Source organism: Phaeacidiphilus oryzae TH49 (assembly GCF_000744815.1).
Lineage (GTDB): Bacteria > Actinomycetota > Actinomycetes > Streptomycetales > Streptomycetaceae > Phaeacidiphilus > Phaeacidiphilus oryzae.
Genome location: NZ_JQMQ01000005.1, coordinates 3114479 through 3130797, shown reverse-complemented (window position 1 = coordinate 3130797; position 16319 = coordinate 3114479). Strand labels below are relative to the sequence as shown.

Below are 16319 nucleotides of genomic sequence, written 5' to 3'. Positions count from 1 at the left end.
AAGTAGAGTCGGGTCCGACCGAACGGCCCCGACCCTGGAGAGATGACCCGCGTGGCGACCCGACTCAGCATCGTCCTGCCCGTGTACGGGGTGGAGTCGTACCTGCCGAGCTGCCTGGACTCGCTGCTCTCCACGGCCGCGCAGGACATCGAGATCGTGGCGGTGGACGACCGCTCCCCGGACGCCTCGGGCGAGATCCTGGACGAGTACGCCCACCGCGACCCCCGGCTGCGGGTCCTCCATCTCGCCGAGAACCAGGGCCTGGGCGGGGCCCGGGAGGCCGGGATCGCCGAGGCCGAGGGCGACTACCTCTGGTTCGTGGACAGCGACGACTGGCTGTCCGACGGCGCCGTCGACGCGGTGCTCCAGCGGCTGGCCGCCCTCCACTCCTCCGGTCTGGCGCCGGACGTGCTGGTCACCGACTACGTCCGCTCCTACCCCGACGGCAGCAGCGAGCCCAACACCTGGCGCTCGCTGATGACCGAGCCCCCGCTGCCCGAGGTCTTCACCCTGCGGGACCGGCCGGCCATGCTGACGATGATCATGTCGGCCTGGAACAAGATCGTCCGGCGCGGCTTCCTGGAGTCCCTGAACGTCTCCTTCGGCCGCGGCTTCTACGAGGACATCTCGGTCACCTATCCGCTGCTGCTCGCCGCCGAGCGGATCTCCTACCTCGACCTGCCCGTCTACCACTACCGCCGGCAGCGCGAGGGCGCGATCACCAACACCGCCTCCCCCAAGCACCTGGACGCCTTCGGCCAGTACGAGGCGATCTTCCGCTTCCTGGACGGCCGCCCGGAGCTGGACGACCTCCGCACCCTGGTCTTCGACCGCACGGTCAAGCAGGCGGTCACCCTCCTCGGCACCCCCGGGCTGGTCCCGGACCACCTCCGCCGGGAGTTCTTCGCCCGGATCTCCGCGCACTTCCGGCGGCACCGGCCGGAGGGCTACCGCTTCCCCAAGGGGATGCGCGGCGCCCAGTACCGGCTGGTCGAGCGGGACGCCTTCGCCGCCCACGAGCGGCTGCTGCCGGCCGCGGGCGGACTGCGCCGGCAGGCCCGCCGGGCGACACCCAAGGTCAGGCGGCTCGGCCGCTCGGCCGCGCGCTTCGGCTACTACCAGGCCTGCCTGCGGCTGCCGATGGACGAGAACCTCGCGGTGTACGCGGCCTACTGGTACCGCGGCTACGCCTGCAACCCCGCCGCGATCTACGAGGCGCAGCGGCGGCTGGCCCCCCAGATCAAGGGCGTGTGGGTGGTCGCGGACCGGGCGAAGGCGGCCGCGCTGCCGCCGGGCACCCCCTACGTCGTCGAGGGCACCCCGGCGTACTTCCGGACCATGGCCACCGCCAAGTACCTGGTGAACAACGTCAACTTCCCGCACACCATGACCAAGCGGCCGGGCTCGGTGCATGTGCAGACCCAGCACGGGACTCCGTTGAAGACGCTGGGCCTCGACCTCGCCGAGCACCCCGAGGCGGCGGACGGGATGGACTTCCAGCGGCTGCTGGAGCATGTGGCGCGGTGGGACTTCCTGGTCTCGCCGAACCCCCACTCCACCGAGGTGTTCAGCCGGGTCTACCCCGGCGACTACGAGGTGCTGGAGACCGGATATCCGCGCAACGACCGGCTGGTCGACCCCGACCCGGTCGAAGTGGCCAAGATCCGGGGCGAGTTGGGGATCCCCGAGGCCGACACCTCGATCCTCTACGCACCCACCTTCCGCGAGCAGCACGGGGGTTACGTCCCGCTGCTGGACGTCGCCGAGCTGGCGCGGAAGCTGGGGGCCGGGCACACGCTGCTGGTGCGCACCCACTACTTCTACTCCGGCGCGCTGGACGAGCTGGCGGACGAGCCGGGGGCGGCGCGGGTGCTTGACGTCTCCGCCCACGGCTCGGTCGAGGACCTCTGCCTGGCCTCCGACGTGCTGGTGACGGACTACTCCTCGCTGATGTTCGACTATGCGGCGCTGGACCGGCCGATCGTGGTGTACGCGCCGGACTGGGACGACTACCGGCGGATCCGTGGGGTCACCTTCGACCTCTTCGCGGAGCCGCCGGGCAGCGTGACGACGACCCAGGACGAGCTGACGGACGCCCTCCGCTCGGGCACGGCGAAGGCCCCGGCCGCGACCAGCCTCCGCGCCGCCTTCCGCGCCCGCTTCTGCCCGTACGACGACGGCGCGGCGGCCGAGCGGGTGGCCCGCCGGGTGTTCCCCACGGCCTGAACCAGGCCGCGGCGGCGGCACCGTCGGCGCGAGGAGGGGGCGCGGGGCGTCGGCCCCGCGAGCCCAGGCGGTAATCTTCCTGGCGCAAGGGTGGGTTGGTGGAGGGGGAGGGCCGCACCGGTGGAGCTCAGCCGTCGGCGGGTGTTGCTGGCCGCCGCGGGCGCCGGGCTCGGGCTCGGCCTCGCCGCCTGCTCGTCCGGGACCGGCCGGAAGGGCGGCAGCGCCCCGCCCCCGCAGCCGAGGACGGCCCCCCACCTGGCCGCCGCCGAGCAGCTCGTGGACGCGCTGAGCGCGCTTCCCTGGGACGCCGACCGCAACTCCTACAAGTCCGTGCCGGACGACGACGGCCGCCTGACCGAGGTCTCCTGGGGGAGCGACAGCCGCGTCCTGGCCCAGTGCGCCTCCTTCCAGACCCTCGTCCTCCAGCACGTCTACGGCGCCGGCACGGCCTACGGCTGGGCCACCGACGCCTACTTCCGGCAGCACTTCTTCTCCGCCGAGGGCCTGCGGGACCGCAGCAAGCGCTACCCCAACGCCGCCGAGTTCCGGGCCGGCTTCGCCGCCGCCTCCGGCGCCCCCCAGTTCACCGCGGTCCGCGGGCCGGCCGACCTGCGCCCCGGCGACCTGGTCGCCATCGACTACCGCGACCCGCGCGCCTGGTACACCGGCCATATCGCGATGGTCCGGCAGGCCAAGGGCACCCTGGTCGCCCCGGTGGACCGCCAGTTGGGACCGGACGCGGTCGGCCATGTCATCGAGGTGCTGGACTGCACGGACGCCCCGCACGGCGACCCCGAGCACGGCTCGCTCGACCTCTACGAGAAGTACCCGGACACCCGCTGGTCCTACGGCAGGCGGGGCGGCCGGGCGGTGGACGCCGTCCCGCACACCGGCGCGGGCCGCGGCCACATGGTCCTCTACTCCGGTTCGGACGGCGCGGGCGGCGGGGACGGCGGCTTCGCCGGCTTCCGCTGGAGCGTCAACGACGCCCGCGCGTACCCGGTCTCGCAGCGGCCGATCGCCGCCGCGCGGGTCTCCTGGTCGATCCCGGTGGTCAGCCAGGAGCGGTCGCCGAGCTGGGACCGCTCCCTGACCTGACCCGGGGTCACTTCTTCCCGGTCCGCTTCGCCGGCTTGGCGGGCTTCGCGGGCTTGGTCGCGCAGTCGTGGAGGGTGAACGAGCCGGGGTTCTGCCGGCCGTAGGCCTCCGAGGGGACGATCGCGCAGTTCTGCTTCACCCACCGGGTGGCCGGGGTGTCCGGCCGCCGGGTGGTCAGCAGCGCGTACCGGACCTGCTTGGAGGTGACGTACGAGGCGAACTCCGTCTGCGAGGGGAACGGCGTGAGGCCGGTGAAGCCGCCGAGGACCAGGATCGGCTCGGGGGTGTCCCGCAGCAGCGGCTCCGCCGAGTACGCCGCCTGCGCCGCCAGCAGGTACTTCGCCCCGCCCCGATGCGCCGTCAGATAGCCGAGCAGCGCCCGGTCGCGGGTGGTCGGGTTGTTCATGGAGACCGTGCTCACCGAGGCCTCGTGGTGCTTGAGGTCGGTGAACTCGCTGCCCACCGGGCCCGCCAGCGGCGAGACGTCGGCGCCCGCGTAGACCGGGTTGAGCGCGGAGAAGCCCCAGACCGCGGGGGCGACCAGGGTCGCCGCCACCCCGGCGGCGAACGCCCAGCGCAGCGTGCGCGGCCGGGTGCGCGGCCCGCGGGCGGCCAGTCCCAGCACGCCGCAGAAGCCGAGCATCACGGCCAGCGGCGGCATCCAGTCGGTGAACCCGTGGTGCGGGGACTGCAGCCAGAGCGCCCAGACCAGGGTGAACCCGAGGCCGGCCGGCAGCGCCCAGCGCCTGGCCCGGCCCTCGCCCCAGTGGTACTCGTTCCAGCAGAGCTTGAGCCCGCCGCCGGCCAGCGCGGCGATCGCCGGGGCCAGCACGACCATGTAGTAGCCGTGGTTGCCGTTGGACGCCGAGAAGATCAGGGCCTGCACCAGCAGCCAGCCGCCCCACATCAGGAATCCGGCGCGGAACGGCTCGGTGCGCTCCTCGCCGCGGCCCCAGACCACGGCCAGCACCAGGGCCATCAGGGCCAGCGGCAGGAACCAGGAGATCTGCGGTCCGACGACGTGGTTGACCAGCATCCCCAGGCCGGTGTTGCCGGTGGTGCGGCTGGCGCTGGTGCCGGCCACCGCGCCCAGCGCGGTCGGGTCGGAGCCGAAGCGGCTGAGCCCGTTGTAGCCGAAGACCAGGGTGAACGGGTTGTTGTTGGAGGTGCCGTCGAGGTACGGGCGGCTCCCGGCCGGGGTCAGCTGCACCAGGATGATCCAGAAGCAGGAGACCAGCAGCGACAGCAGCCCGGCCGGCAGCAGCCGGAGGGCCCGTCTGCCGAGCCCGCCGGGCCCGGCGAAGAGGTAGACCGCGGCGAAGGCCGGCAGCACCAGCCAGGCCTGGAGCATCTTGGCCTGGAAGGCCAGCCCGACCCACACCCCGCACCACAGCAGGGGGCCGAACCGGCCGTTGTGGAGGGCCTTCTGGCAGGCCCCGGCGGCCAGCACCAGCAGCAGGGTGAGGAGGGTGTCCGGGATGTTGTGCCGGTCCAGCACGACGGCCACCGGCGTCAGGGTCAGCACCAGCGCGGCGATCGCCGCGGCCACCGGACCGGCCCAGGCGCGGACGTAGCGGTGGGTCAGGTAGACCGTCAGCACGCCCTCGACGACCTGCGGCAGGGCCGCCGCCCAGGAGTGCGGGCCGAAGATCCGGACCGAGAGCGCCTGCGGCCAGAGCCCGCCGGGCAGCTTGTCCACGCTCACCGAGCCGGACACGTCCACCCCGCCGTAGACGAAGGCGTGCCAGCTGGCGGCCATCGAGCGGACGGCCGCCGTGTAGTACGGGTGGAGCTGGGCGTGGTCCATGCCCCAGCCGTAGAGGAGCGCGGCCAGCGCGAGGACGCCGGCGAGCGCCCCGGACTCCCAGCGCTGCCAGGGGTGCTGGTAGCCGCCGGACGCGGCCCCGGCACGCTGGGTGCGGGCCCGCCGGGCGGCGGCGCGCCCGCCGGTCACCGGCTTGGGGAGGTCCTTCAGGACGCGCAGCACCGTGGTCTCGTCGAACCGGCGGGGGGCGGTCAGCCGGGCGGTCCGCTCGGCGGGGTCCTCCTCGTCCGTCCGGCCGGAACCGCCGGCGGCGCCGGTCGGGTCGGAGCCGCCGCCGGAGCCGGCCGACCTGCCGCTCTTTCCTTCCGAGCCCCAGGCGACCCGGACCGGGCCGGTCGAGACGACGGCCTTCGCCCGCTCGGCGGGTGCGCCGTCCGCGTCGGTGGCTGGCATGGAGGTGGCGGAGTCCTTGTCGGGGTGGGTCGAGGACCGGTCCTGCGGACCGGAGTTGGCGCGCCTGCGCGGCGGCGGGGGCGGGGGGGTGCGAGGAGTCACAGGCGTCGCGCCGTCCTCAGTCCGGCCGCGTAGAAGCCGTTCCCGTCCAGCGTGGCCCGGCCGGCGAGGTCGCCCATGGTGGGCCCGTTCGCCTGCGAGCGGCTGGAGAAGAACCGCGGATGGCCGCCGTCGTCCAGGCCCATGTACATCCCGCAGTGGTCCAGGAAGATCGGCTTTCCGATGTTGATGGCGAAGAAGACCAGGTCCCCGGGTTGCAGCAGGGAGAGGTCGGTCGGCCGCTGGTGGGTGTCCGGGATCAGCAGCACCCCGGGGGCGTACGCGGCGATCGCGTACGCCCGGCGGGGCAGGCCGATGCCGGAGGTGTTGGTGGCGTGCATCGGATAGCCCATCCGGTAGCCCCACACCAGCCGCATGAAGCCGGAGCAGTCGACGTCGCCCAGCCGGTCCTTCTCCGGCTGCTTGACCGTGCCGTCCGAGAACCGCCACGGGATGCCGAGGTAGTCGTAGAAGTCCGACTTCTCGTCGTGGTAGTGGAAGGAGAGCTCGGACTGGCCGGGCACCACCGGGCCGAACTGGGCGTCCCCGGCGTACCGCAGCCCGTTCCTGTTGTACTTCGACGGGGCCTTGTCGCCGTACTGGGCGGCGATGTCGAGGACGTCAGGCGAGGTGTCCCGGAGGGTCCTGGGGAACCACTCGGCGAACCAGGCGGTCTTCTCCCGGCCCTGCGACCAGGTGGTCGGCATCAGCCGGATGTGCGCCGAACTGGTCACCGTGGCGCTGGTGGTGCGGGGTTCGCTGAAGGTCCGCGAGACGCCCTCCAGGACGCAGGAGCGCGCCCCGTCGGTGAAGGTCCCGACCACCGTCCCGTTGGCCGAGCGGGCCACCGTCCGGGGCGGCGAGCTCAGCCGCTCGTAGGTGTAAGGACCGGCCAGGTCGTCGGTGCCGACGGGAGCCCCGGTCGGCGCCGCCGCCGCCGTCGTCCCGCCGCCGCGCTCCCGGGTCCACAGGTAGCCGCCGCCGGCCGCCGCCACGGCGAGGCCCGCGGCGCCGCCGAGCAGCGCCCGCCGGCTCACCCCGCGGGGGAGCAGGGACGAGAGCGCCGCCGCGCCCGCGGGGGACGCCGGCCGGGCCGCGCCCGGCGAACCGTTCGCGGCGTCGGCCGGATCGCCCGTTCCGTCGCCGACACCGGTGGTCGGGGCGGCCTCGGGGGCCTCGGGTGGACGCGAGTACACGGGCTGCTCCTCTCTGACTCTCTCAGCGGGTGGGGCCGGCTCAGCCGGTCGGCATGACGCCCATCAGCAGGCCGGCGATCAGCACCACGTAGGTGGCCAGGGTGACCGCCGTGGTGGAGATCGCGGTGGCCGCGACGGGCTGCCGCACCAGCTGGTAGGCGATCAGGCCGGGGACGATGAAGCCCAGCGTCTGCGTGGTGTACAGCAGCGGGAACTCCTGCTGGAGCAGCAGCATCACGGTGCACTGCAGCAGCACCGCGCAGAGCACCACGGCCGCGAAGAGCCGCTTGCCGTAGAGGATCACATTGCGCTGGAGCACCCGGGTGGCGAGGTAGGTCAGCACCGTGATGGCCAGCATCAGCCCGGCCCGCTGAAGGTCCGTCACCATGGTCAGCGCCAGCCAGCCGGGGGTGATCATGCCGCCCGGGGAGAGGTTGGTGGTGAGGTAGCAGACCAGCGAGAAGACCAGTCCGAGGGCGATGCCCAGGGTGGCTACCGTGGGCGTGATGGCGGCGGGGATCACTGGTCGTTCCTCGTCTGCGGTCGCGGCTCGGATTCGGTGGTCGGGTCGGACGGGTACCGCTCGTACGGCTCGTACGGCCCGCGCTGCTGGGGGGTGCCGCCGGAGTAGTGGGTGGCCGCGCGTCTGGCGGCGGCCCGGGCGGCCAGCTCGCGGCGGCCGGGGATGCGCAGGCCCATGGTCTGCCGGTCGCCGCCGCCGAGGGTCTGCTCCACCAGGGCCTCCTCGACCGGGTCGTAGACGCCGGCGGCGAGTTCCTGCCGGAGGTCCTCCTCGGTCCGCGCCCAGCTGGTCCGCGGGGTCTCCGGACGCGGCGGCGTACCGTCCCCGTCGCCGGGGCGGTGCCCGGAGGACGCGGTGCGCTGCTCCGGCGGGTATCCGTACCCGTCCGGGAGGCCGTCGGCCCCGCCGCGCGCCTGCAGGTCGGCGAGCAGCCGCTCGTTCAGCTGGCGCAGCGGGCCGGTCGTCTCCAGCGCCGCGACCCAGCTGTACGGCTCGGGCTCGGGCGGGCGGGCCACCGAGATCGGCACGGTGATCGCGTCCCGCTCGGGGTTCGGCGCGGTGCCCGCCGCCTCCTCGGCCGCCGGCCAGGGCTCCTCGCTCTCGTCCAGCGGGAGTTCTGCCAGGCATTCCAGGAAGAGCTCGCCCTGGCCGTGGATGTTGCCGATGGCGATCAGGGACGCCTCCCTGGCCAGGCCGTCGATGATGCCCTCGGTGAGCTCCACCGGGTCCCGCCTGTCGCCGCCCAGGTCGACGATCTCGCCGGTGAACTCGGCGGGGATGAAGTCCTTGGCGCTCTTGGTCGGGTGGCCGATCAGGAAGACCTTCTCCGGGGCGAGCTGCGGGATGATCTGGCCCATCTGGCCGTTCCGCTCCACCCGGTCCGGGCGGCAGTTGATGACCACGTTCAGCGGGCGCTTGATCGCCCCCAGGGTCTCCAGCTGGCGGACGTTCATCAGGGTCGACTCGGGGTCGTTGGCCGCGAAGACGTTGGCGAAGCGGATCCGCTTGCCGTTCGGGGTGGTGTACCGCTCGACGGAGAGGACGCCGGGGTCCGGCGGCGCGTCGTACATCCCCTGCAGGGCGACGTCCCGTTCCACGCCGAGGAGTTCGGCCACCGCGAGGGCGATCGCCACGTTCTCCTTGAAGGTGAACCAGGAGAAGCCGCGCAGCTCGGCGTCGGTGACGCTCTCCGGGTCCACCGCGATCAGCCGGCAGTCCCGGGCGTCCGCCTCCTCCTGGAGGATGTGCAGCCGGTCCCGCTCGGCGGTCACGCAGATCCCGCCGACCGGCATCGAGCGGGAGAGCGAGCGGGCCACGTCGTCCAGCGTCGGGCCCATCTCGGCGAGGTGGTCCTCGCGGACGTTGCACAGCACGCCGATGGTGCTGCGGATCAGCTTCTCCTGGTTGATCTCCTGGAGCGCCGGCATCACCGCCATGCACTCCATCACCAGCGCATCCGGGCGGTAGGCGGCGGCCCGGCGGACGATGCCGATCTGCTCCACCACGTTGGCGATGCCGAACTTGCGGTAGACCGGCTCCTCGGTGGCGTCCGGGTGGATGAACCGGGCGGCGGTGCCGGTCGTCTTGGCGACCGTGACCAGCCCGCCGCCGCGCAGCGCCCCGGCGCACAGCCGGGTGATCGAGCTCTTCCCGCGGATGCCGTTGACCAGCACCCGGCTGGGTATCTGCTCCAGCGAGGCGTAGTGCCGCCGCTGCTCGAGCACGCCCGCGACGAGCAGCACGGCACATGCGGCCAGCAGGACGAAGTAGAGGAACAGCACTCCGATGACCTTCTGCTAGTCGTCCCGCAGCGCGGGCTCGTGGTGATCGCTGCCGCCGGGGCCGCCGCCGACCCCGGCCAGCGCGCCGGTCGCGCGCTCGGCTCGGTGGGCCGAGGCCTGCCGGGCGAGCGCCTGGCGGAGCAGTTCGAGGCTGCGGGTGACGGAGCCGATCTCGTCGTGGTGGACGGGGTAGAGGACGGTCCGCCGGTCGCCCTCGGCGAGCCGCGCCGCCAGCTCGGCCAGCGAGCGCAGCGGCCGCACCACGACGATGTACAGCCAGCCGAGGCAGGCGATGCCGACGGTCAGGGCCAGCAGACCGGCGAGCATGGTCCGCCACTGCTGCTGGTAGGCCGCCAGCTTCAGCGACTGGGCCGGCTCCACCGAGACCACCTGCCAGTTGAGCGTCCCGGTGGTGCCCGCGGTGGACAGCGGCGCCGCCGCGGCCACCCCGGAGGCTGAGCTGAGCCGCCGGCTGGAACTGGTCCTGATGATCGCGGAGGCCGCGGTGCCCTTGGTGCCGGCCCCGCCCTGGGCCCGCTTGGCCAGCGTGGTCAGCCCGGGCTGCGGCAGCTGCTCGAAGGCGCGGAAGCCGACGCTGGCCGCGAGCACCCGGAAGTCGCCGTCCGAGAGGTAGACCGAGCCCAGCTCGGGCCGGGTCAGGATGCCGTCAAGCACGGTCGGTTCGAGCTCGCCGACCAGCGTCACCGCCCGGCCGTCGCCGCCCGCGGTGGCCGGGATCGGGGTGTAGGCGGCGATGCCGGGCACCCGGCCGCTGGTGTTCACCCGGGTGATCCCGGTGCCCGAGGGCAGGGTGGCGACGGTGCGCAGCGGGTCCTTGCCGGCCCTCAGCACCTCGCGGCCGTGCTGGTCGAGGAGGTAGACCGAGCGGAACCTGTGGTGCCGGGCGAGGAGCTTGCGCAGCGCGGTCCGCTGCGCCGGCCTGGTCCCGGAGCCCAGCGTCTTGGCGGCCGTGGCGAGTTCCAGATCGGCCTGCTGGAGCGAGGAGTTGAGCCGGTCGGCGGCGGCCTGGGTACGGGCCTGCTGGTCGGCGACGACGTCCTTGGGCACCGCGCTGCTCGCGTCCACCCGGTTGACCAGGAGGAGCAGCGGCACGGCCCAGACGGCGAGCACCAGGCCGCAGCAGACCACCGCGGCCCGGACGCCGACCCGTACCCCGGGGACCGGGCGGCCGCCCTCCTTCTCGCCGCCCTCGGCGAGCTGGCGCCGGATGGACTCCAGGGCGCGCCCGACCCGGCGCGGCTCCCCGAACCGGGGCACCGCGATCGGGCGGGCCAGCACCTCCTCGCGGGCCCTGCGCTCCTCCGGTCCCGCGGGCTCCTCCGCGACGGCGCCGGTCAGCCGGGCGGCGGCCAGGTGCATCCGCAGCAGCGGCCGCTGCAGCACGGCGAGGAGGGCCAGCCAGACCAGGAGGGCCAGCACCAGCAGGATGCCGGCGGCCTCCAGGGCGAACCGGGAGTCGTCCTGGGGTCCGCCGCCGATCAGCTCGGAGCGCTGGACGATCCGATAGGTGACCACGGTGAGGCCGAGGGCGTCGGTGTCGCCGGTGTCGGCCTTGGTCGAGGTGGCGGAGCCGCTGCTGCCCTGGGCGGCGCCGGCCACCGAGGCCCAGCCGGCCACGGTACGCCGCCCGCCGGAGGCGTCGCCGAGAAGGCTGCCGGTGGCGTCGGTGGTGTGCGGCACGGCCGCCGCGGCGGAGGCGGCCTCGGTGGACAGCGCCCGGTCGCCGGGGCCGAGTTGGGGAGCGCCGGTGGCCGAGGGGGTGGCGTGCGACCGCTGGATCCCGGTCGGGGTCGCGCCGGGGCTCGCGCCGTCCTGCTGGGTGATCGCGGAGGCGTTGTCGCTGGCGTCCGGGGCCGCGCTGGGCCCTCCGGTGCCCTCGGCGGCGATCGCGCCGGAGAGCACCGCGCCGTTCCGGTCGACGAGTTGGACCCCGCGCCCGGTGCCGTGCACGGCCGGCGCGGTGACCGGCTCGGAGACCACCAGCAGCCAGTCCCGCACGGTCCGGGTGCCGGTGGTGTTGAGGTCCTGGCTCTGGTCCGCGTTCGGGTCCTGACTGGCCTTCACGGTGACGATCGCGCGGGCGAAGTACAGCAGCCGCGAACCGTTTCTGCCGTCGGAGACGAGCCGGGGGGCGATGTCCGCGGTGCCGCCGCGCAGCCCGGCCATCCCCTCCACGGCGGACAGCGGCACCGACTCCCCGCTGGCCGCGAGCAGCTTGCCGCTGTGCGCGTCGACCAGGGCGGCGCCCTTGCTGACCGCGGTGCCGGGGGCCAGGGTCTTGAGCGCGGCGGCCGGGGCCTGGGTGGTGGATCCGGGGGCCGCCGCCCAGGCGTGGGCGCTGCGGCGGAGGGAGACGGCCTGGTCGTCGATGGAGGTGCGGAGGGCGTCCGCGGCGTCCGCGGCTATCTGCCGCTCGCTGTCCTGGACGGCCTGCGGCACGTCCGCGGTGTGGATGCGGCCGAGGCCGAACAGGGTGATCAGGGCGACCACGAGAAGCAGGACCAGCAGCGCGGCGAGCGGCGGTCGGACACCCCCGAGGAGAGGCATGTCGGCGCGGCGCCGGGTACGGTGTCGGCGCGGCGGTGGATACGACGCCGTCGGGGCCGTGGACAGGGTGGGGTCCTCTCGCTGCGACGCGCAACGCCTGGCGGTGCTTCCGGTGATCCGTCAACCAACTGTGACGTAGCCATACTTTAGGGGCGCGAATATCACAGAAGAATCACATTAGTGTCCCAGGGGTGTTCGGCCCTGGGGGGAGTCTCCGTCCGCGGGTAGGAAAGAGGTTTTTCCCACCGACCCGTTCGAAAGAGCTGACGCAACGTCAGAAGCCTTGCCCCGCAAGCCTTCAGTGGCCACGGCGAAGCCGCGCCAGCCGCCCCGACGCGACCCGGCGCCCGCCCGCCACCCCGTCCGCGGCCCGCAGCGCGAGCGAGCGGTCGGTGGTCGCGTACGGACCGAGCAGCAGCGCGCCGTGGACGCCGAGCACCACCGTCCGGCCGAGCCCCGCCCCGGCCCGCGGTTTGACCTCGACGCTCTCACCGCCGCTGAAGTCCAGTTCGGCGAAGACGTCCCAGGCCGCCAACTCCACCGCGGGATCGCGCAGATCCCAGGCCGGCAGCGAGAACTCCGCCGTCCAGCCGGACCCGGCGCCTCCTGCGCCCGCCGCGCCCCGGCGCCCGCCGCGCCTCCTGCGCCCGCGCCGCCCGCGCCCGCCGGCCCGGCCCGGCGGCCGGCCGCCAGGCGCCGCTCTGCCGCAGCTCGGCCCCGGTACGCCGGTGGCGCAGCGTCAGCGTCACGGTCTCCGGCCCGGCCTCCCGGACCCGGCCGTACAGCTCGGCCAGCCGCAGGGTGATCCCCAGCCGCCGCCCCGGACGGACGTCCGCCGTGACGCAGAGCGGCAGTTCGGCGGCAGGCACCTCGGCGAGCCCGGCCAGCGGCACGGCCGGCTCCCGCTCGTCCCAGCGCGCCGAGGCCGCGTCCGCGCCGGGGAAGCCGCCGCCGGCCGGCGGGGCCAGGCGCGGTGGCACGGCGGAGAGTTCGGCCAGCCGGCCGAGGTCGGCCTCCGCCGGGTCCTCCCGGCCGAGGAGCACGGCGGTCCGCCAGCGGGTGGCCGGGTCGGCGCCGTCCAGCCAGCCCTCGGTGAAGGAGCCCAGCAGTTCCCGCGCGGTCCGCCACCACTCGTTCCGGTACTCGGCCGGCCGCCGGTGGAGGTCGCGGAGGTACATGGGGACGTCGTAGGCCGCGAACTTCAGCTCGGCGGCCCGGGCGAGGCCCTCCTCGCCGCCCCGGCGCAGCGCCTCCAGGGCGCCCCGGTGGGCGGCGATCCGGTCGGTCCAGTTGGTGACCCGGTCCCGGCGCAGCGAGATCGACGGGTTGGCGGCGCCCGGCCGGGTGTGCCAGACGTAGACGGAGCGCGGCACCACCGCGAACCGGGGGGCGGCCGCGTACACCCGCGCGGAGAAGGTGAAGTCCTCGTAGTGCTGGGAGCCGTCCGGGAACCGGATGCCCTTCCCCAGCAGGAAGTCGCGCCGGTACAGCTTGTTGACGGAGAGGGTGTCCCAGACCGTCTCCGGCCGCCCGCCGAGGCCGTCGAAGACCCCGGCGGTCTCGAACAGCTGCGGCTGCCAGGGCATCTCGCGGCGGTCCGGCAGCTCCAGCCTGGTGCAGAGCCCGGCCGCGACGTCCGCACCGTTCTTCTCGGCGGCCCGCAGCAGCGCGTCCACCGCGCCCGTCGGCAGCACGTCGTCGCTGTCCAGGAAGGCGATCCAGGAGCCGCGCGCGGCCGCCACCCCGTCGTTGCGCGGGGTCCCGCAGCCGCCGCTGTTCTCTGCCCGGTGCACCACCCGCACCCGCGGGTTGGCCGCCGCCAGCCGGTCGGCGACCGCGCCGGTGGCGTCCGTCGAGCAGTCGTCGACGACCACCACCTCGCCGACCGCCTCCCCCTGGGCCAGCGCGGACGTCACCGCCTGCCCCAGGTGCTCGGCGTCGTTGTACGCGATCACCACGACCGAGACGGGTCCGTTCAGGGAAGCTGCACCACCGTTCACGCACACCATCCTGTCAGGTCTGCCGCGCGAGCCAGGTGAAGGCCGCCGGGAGCATGCTGTGCCACACCCCGGTGTTGTGCCCGCCCTTCGGGGCGATCAGCGGCAGCACCCTGGCCGGCGGCCGCGCCGCCCGCATGATCGCGTACGCGTCCCGGACCGTCCCGCCGTCCTGGTCGGTCCCGGTCATCAGCAGCGTCACATCGGGCTGCCGCCGCGCCCGGCGCAGCACCAGCAGCGGGTTGTTCTCGGCGGCCAGCACCGGGTCCGCGAGCACCGGTCCCGCGATCGGGGCGTTGTACCCGGAGAGGCTGACCGCCGAGTGGAACGTCCCCGGATAGTGCACCGCCAGATTGACCGCGCAGTACCCGCCGGCCGAGTACCCCATCACGCCCCAGTCCCGCGCCGGGTGCTGGGCCCGGAAGTTGGCCTTCACCAGCGCCGGCACGTCCCGCCCCAGCCAGGTCGCGGTGGCCGCCGTGCCGGGGACGTCCGCGCAGCCGGGGTCGGTGTGCCCCAGCACGTTCATCTGCGGCGCCACCAGGATCGCCGGCCCCGCCTTCCGCTCCGCCACCAGCCGCTCCAGCACCTGCGGCCCGTGCATCGAGCCGAACCAGGTGGAGGGGGCGCCCGGGAACCCCGGCAGCAGCTCCACCACCGGGAAGGAGCGGTGGGCGTAGCCGGGCTCCCGGTACTCCGGCGGCAGCCACACCAGCAGCTCGGCCTTGATCCCGGAGCGCGGCCCCACCGCGACCGTCTTCAGCACGCCCCCGGCCTGCCGGGTGAAGGAGAGCCGCTCCGCCGCGGTCGGCCGGGTCCCCCCGATGCCGCGCGCCTGGACGCCTCCCGGCAGCGCCACCTGCGCCGAACCGCCCGTCCCGAACAGGTCGCTCCAGGACTCGTAGAACGGCCCCTGGGTGTTGTTCACCCACACCATCACGCAGAGCACCGCGGCCGCCTGGCTCAGCAGCGCGAGCCCCACCCGCCCGGCCAGCCGGACCGCCAACGGCCCGCGCAGCCGGTTCCACAGCACCAGCAGCAGCACCGTGGACACCACGGCGAACAGTACGGTCAACGCGAAGAACGGCGTCCCCGTCAGACTCATGACCCGCGATCCCCCTTCGGCCCCCCGCGCCCCGCGGGCGCCCGCCGCCGATCCAGGGTACGCATCCGCCGGGCGGTGCCCCCACCTGCCGAAGGGGGAGTCCAGGTCATCCCTGGGAAGGGTTCCCCGCCGCCGGCGGTCGGCCCGCAGTCTCAGTCCCGCCCTACGCCCAGCACAGGTCAGCCACAGCCTCAGTGGCCACGTTTGTCGTCATGAGCAGCAACCCCACACTCCTGGCCGGCTCCCCGGCGGCGGTCCCCGGGCCCCCCGCCGGCGACCACCTGGTCGAGATCGTCGTGCCGGTCTACAACGAGGAGCACGTCCTCGACGCCAGCGTCCGGCGGCTGCACACCTACCTCAAGCAGACCTTCCCGTACCGCTTCCGGATCACCGTCGCCGACAACGCCTCGGTGGACGGCACCTGGAAGGCCGCCTGCCGGCTCGCCGACGAGCTGCCCGAGGTCCGCGCGGTCCACCTCGACCTCAAGGGCCGCGGCCGCGCGCTGCGCAAGGTGTGGAGCGAGTCCGACGCCGACGTCGTCTCCTATATGGACGTCGACCTCTCCACCGGGCTCGACGCCTTCCTGCCGCTGGTCGCCCCGCTGCTCTCCGGCCACAGCGACCTGGCCATCGGCTCCCGCCTCCACCGCGGTTCGGCGGTGGTCCGGGGCCCCAAGCGGGAGTTCATCTCCCGCACCTACAACCTCCTGCTGCGCACCACCATGGCGGCCAGGTTCACCGACGCCCAGTGCGGGTTCAAGGCCGCCCGCACCGAGGTGGCCAAGGCGCTGCTGACCGGCGTGGAGGACGAGGCCTGGTTCTTCGACACCGAACTCCTGCTCCTCGCCGAGCGCACCGGGCTCCGCATCCACGAGGTCCCGGTCGACTGGGTGGACGACCCGGACTCCCGGGTCGACATCGTCCGCACCGTCCTCGACGACCTCAAGGGGATGGTCCGGGTCGCCGGCCGCGTCCTCCGGGGCACCGGCGGTCCCACCGTCCCGGTGGCCGCCCGCACACCGGCCTCCGCCACCACCGGCCTCCGCCGCCAACTACCGGCCTTCGTCGCGGTCGGCGTGCTGTCCACCCTCGCCTATCTCGTCCTCTATCTACTGCTCCGCCAGATTTCCCCGGCCTGGCTGGCGAACGCCGTCTCGCTCTTCCTGTGCGCGATTGCCAACACCGCCGCGAATCGCCGATTCACCTTCGGTATCACCGGCACCAAGGACGCGCTACGCCACCAACTGGAAGGCCTGATCGCCTTTCTGATCGGCCTGGTGGTCTCCGAGGCCGCGCTGGCCGTCGTGCACGCGAGCGTCCATCGGCCGGGCCGGCTGGTCGACCTGGGGACCCTCTTCGGCGCCAACGCCCTTTCCACCGTGGTGCGTTTCCTCCTCATGCGGGTATGGATCTTCCATCCGAGGAGGAGTGCGCAGCGGGCCGGAGCAGGCGGCGGAAAGGCCGCCGAGGTTTCCTGAATCACGGTTCCCCTCTACGCTCGGGCGGCG

At 74.0% G+C, this 16319-nt stretch carries 11 protein-coding genes; 3 read left to right on the top strand and 8 right to left on the bottom strand.

Going from position 1 to position 16319, the window contains the following annotated elements; translation table 11 throughout:
- Positions 1 to 42 precede the first annotated feature (42 nt).
- On the top strand, positions 43 to 2226 hold the full coding sequence (locus BS73_RS17650; protein ID WP_037573613.1) for a bifunctional glycosyltransferase/CDP-glycerol:glycerophosphate glycerophosphotransferase: 2184 nt from the start codon (positions 43 to 45) through the stop codon (positions 2224 to 2226).
- A gap of 120 nt (positions 2227 to 2346) precedes the next feature.
- Positions 2347 to 3324, top strand: coding sequence for a hypothetical protein (locus BS73_RS17645; protein ID WP_051940053.1), 978 nt, complete (start codon positions 2347 to 2349; stop codon positions 3322 to 3324).
- 7 nt (positions 3325 to 3331) lie between these two features.
- Here BS73_RS17645 and BS73_RS17640 read toward each other — a convergent pair whose 3' ends face one another.
- The 8 genes from BS73_RS17640 to BS73_RS17605 form a co-directional block, all read right to left on the bottom strand.
- Positions 3332 to 5542 carry a glycosyltransferase family 39 protein gene (locus BS73_RS17640; protein ID WP_084704723.1) on the bottom strand — a complete coding sequence of 737 codons (2211 nt, stop codon included), beginning with the start codon at positions 5540 to 5542 and terminating at the stop codon, positions 3332 to 3334.
- 98 nt (positions 5543 to 5640) lie between these two features.
- Entirely contained in the window at positions 5641 to 6837 is a 1197-nt protein-coding gene (locus BS73_RS17635) for a C40 family peptidase (RefSeq protein ID WP_235215435.1), read from the bottom strand.
- Between the two features lie 40 nt (positions 6838 to 6877).
- Positions 6878 to 7360, bottom strand: a complete 483-nt coding sequence (locus BS73_RS17630; RefSeq protein WP_037573607.1) for a poly-gamma-glutamate biosynthesis protein PgsC/CapC — start codon at positions 7358 to 7360, stop codon at positions 6878 to 6880.
- Positions 7357 to 9141, bottom strand: coding sequence for a poly-gamma-glutamate synthase PgsB (gene pgsB, locus BS73_RS17625; protein WP_235215434.1), 1785 nt, complete (start codon positions 9139 to 9141; stop codon positions 7357 to 7359). The genes BS73_RS17630 and pgsB overlap by 4 nt, the downstream gene beginning before the upstream one ends.
- 15 nt (positions 9142 to 9156) lie before the next feature.
- Positions 9157 to 11709 (bottom strand): HAMP domain-containing protein, encoded by a 2553-nt coding sequence (locus tag BS73_RS17620; protein ID WP_051940052.1) that lies wholly within the window; start codon positions 11707 to 11709, stop codon positions 9157 to 9159.
- A 298-nt stretch (positions 11710 to 12007) separates the two neighbouring features.
- On the bottom strand, positions 12008 to 12250 hold the full coding sequence (locus tag BS73_RS39635) for a hypothetical protein (RefSeq protein WP_235215433.1): 243 nt from the start codon (positions 12248 to 12250) through the stop codon (positions 12008 to 12010).
- The gene (locus tag BS73_RS17610) at positions 12198 to 13709 is read right to left on the bottom strand and encodes a glycosyltransferase family 2 protein (RefSeq protein WP_235215432.1); all 1512 of its coding nucleotides are present in this window, start codon (positions 13707 to 13709) and stop codon (positions 12198 to 12200) included. Before BS73_RS17610 ends, BS73_RS39635 begins: the two co-directional genes overlap by 53 nt.
- A 13-nt stretch (positions 13710 to 13722) precedes the next feature.
- Positions 13723 to 14811 (bottom strand): alpha/beta hydrolase, encoded by a 1089-nt coding sequence (locus BS73_RS17605; RefSeq protein WP_051940050.1) that lies wholly within the window; start codon positions 14809 to 14811, stop codon positions 13723 to 13725.
- Between the two features lie 212 nt (positions 14812 to 15023).
- Between BS73_RS17605 and BS73_RS17600 the strand changes: the two genes are divergently transcribed.
- Positions 15024 to 16289: a bifunctional glycosyltransferase family 2/GtrA family protein gene (locus BS73_RS17600; protein ID WP_037573602.1), complete on the top strand. Its 1266-nt coding sequence runs from the start codon at positions 15024 to 15026 to the stop codon at positions 16287 to 16289.
- Positions 16290 to 16319 lie beyond the last annotated feature (30 nt).

Coding starts and splice junctions, on each gene's coding strand:
- BS73_RS17650 (WP_037573613.1), top strand. CDS start 43: ATGACCCGCGTGGCGACCCGACTCAGCATCGTCCTGCCCGTGTACGGG.
- BS73_RS17640 (WP_084704723.1), bottom strand. CDS start 5,542: ATGCCAGCCACCGACGCGGACGGCGCACCCGCCGAGCGGGCGAAGGCC.
- BS73_RS17620 (WP_051940052.1), bottom strand. CDS start 11,709: ATGCCTCTCCTCGGGGGTGTCCGACCGCCGCTCGCCGCGCTGCTGGTC.
- BS73_RS17605 (WP_051940050.1), bottom strand. CDS start 14,811: ATGAGTCTGACGGGGACGCCGTTCTTCGCGTTGACCGTACTGTTCGCC.
- BS73_RS17600 (WP_037573602.1), top strand. CDS start 15,024: ATGAGCAGCAACCCCACACTCCTGGCCGGCTCCCCGGCGGCGGTCCCC.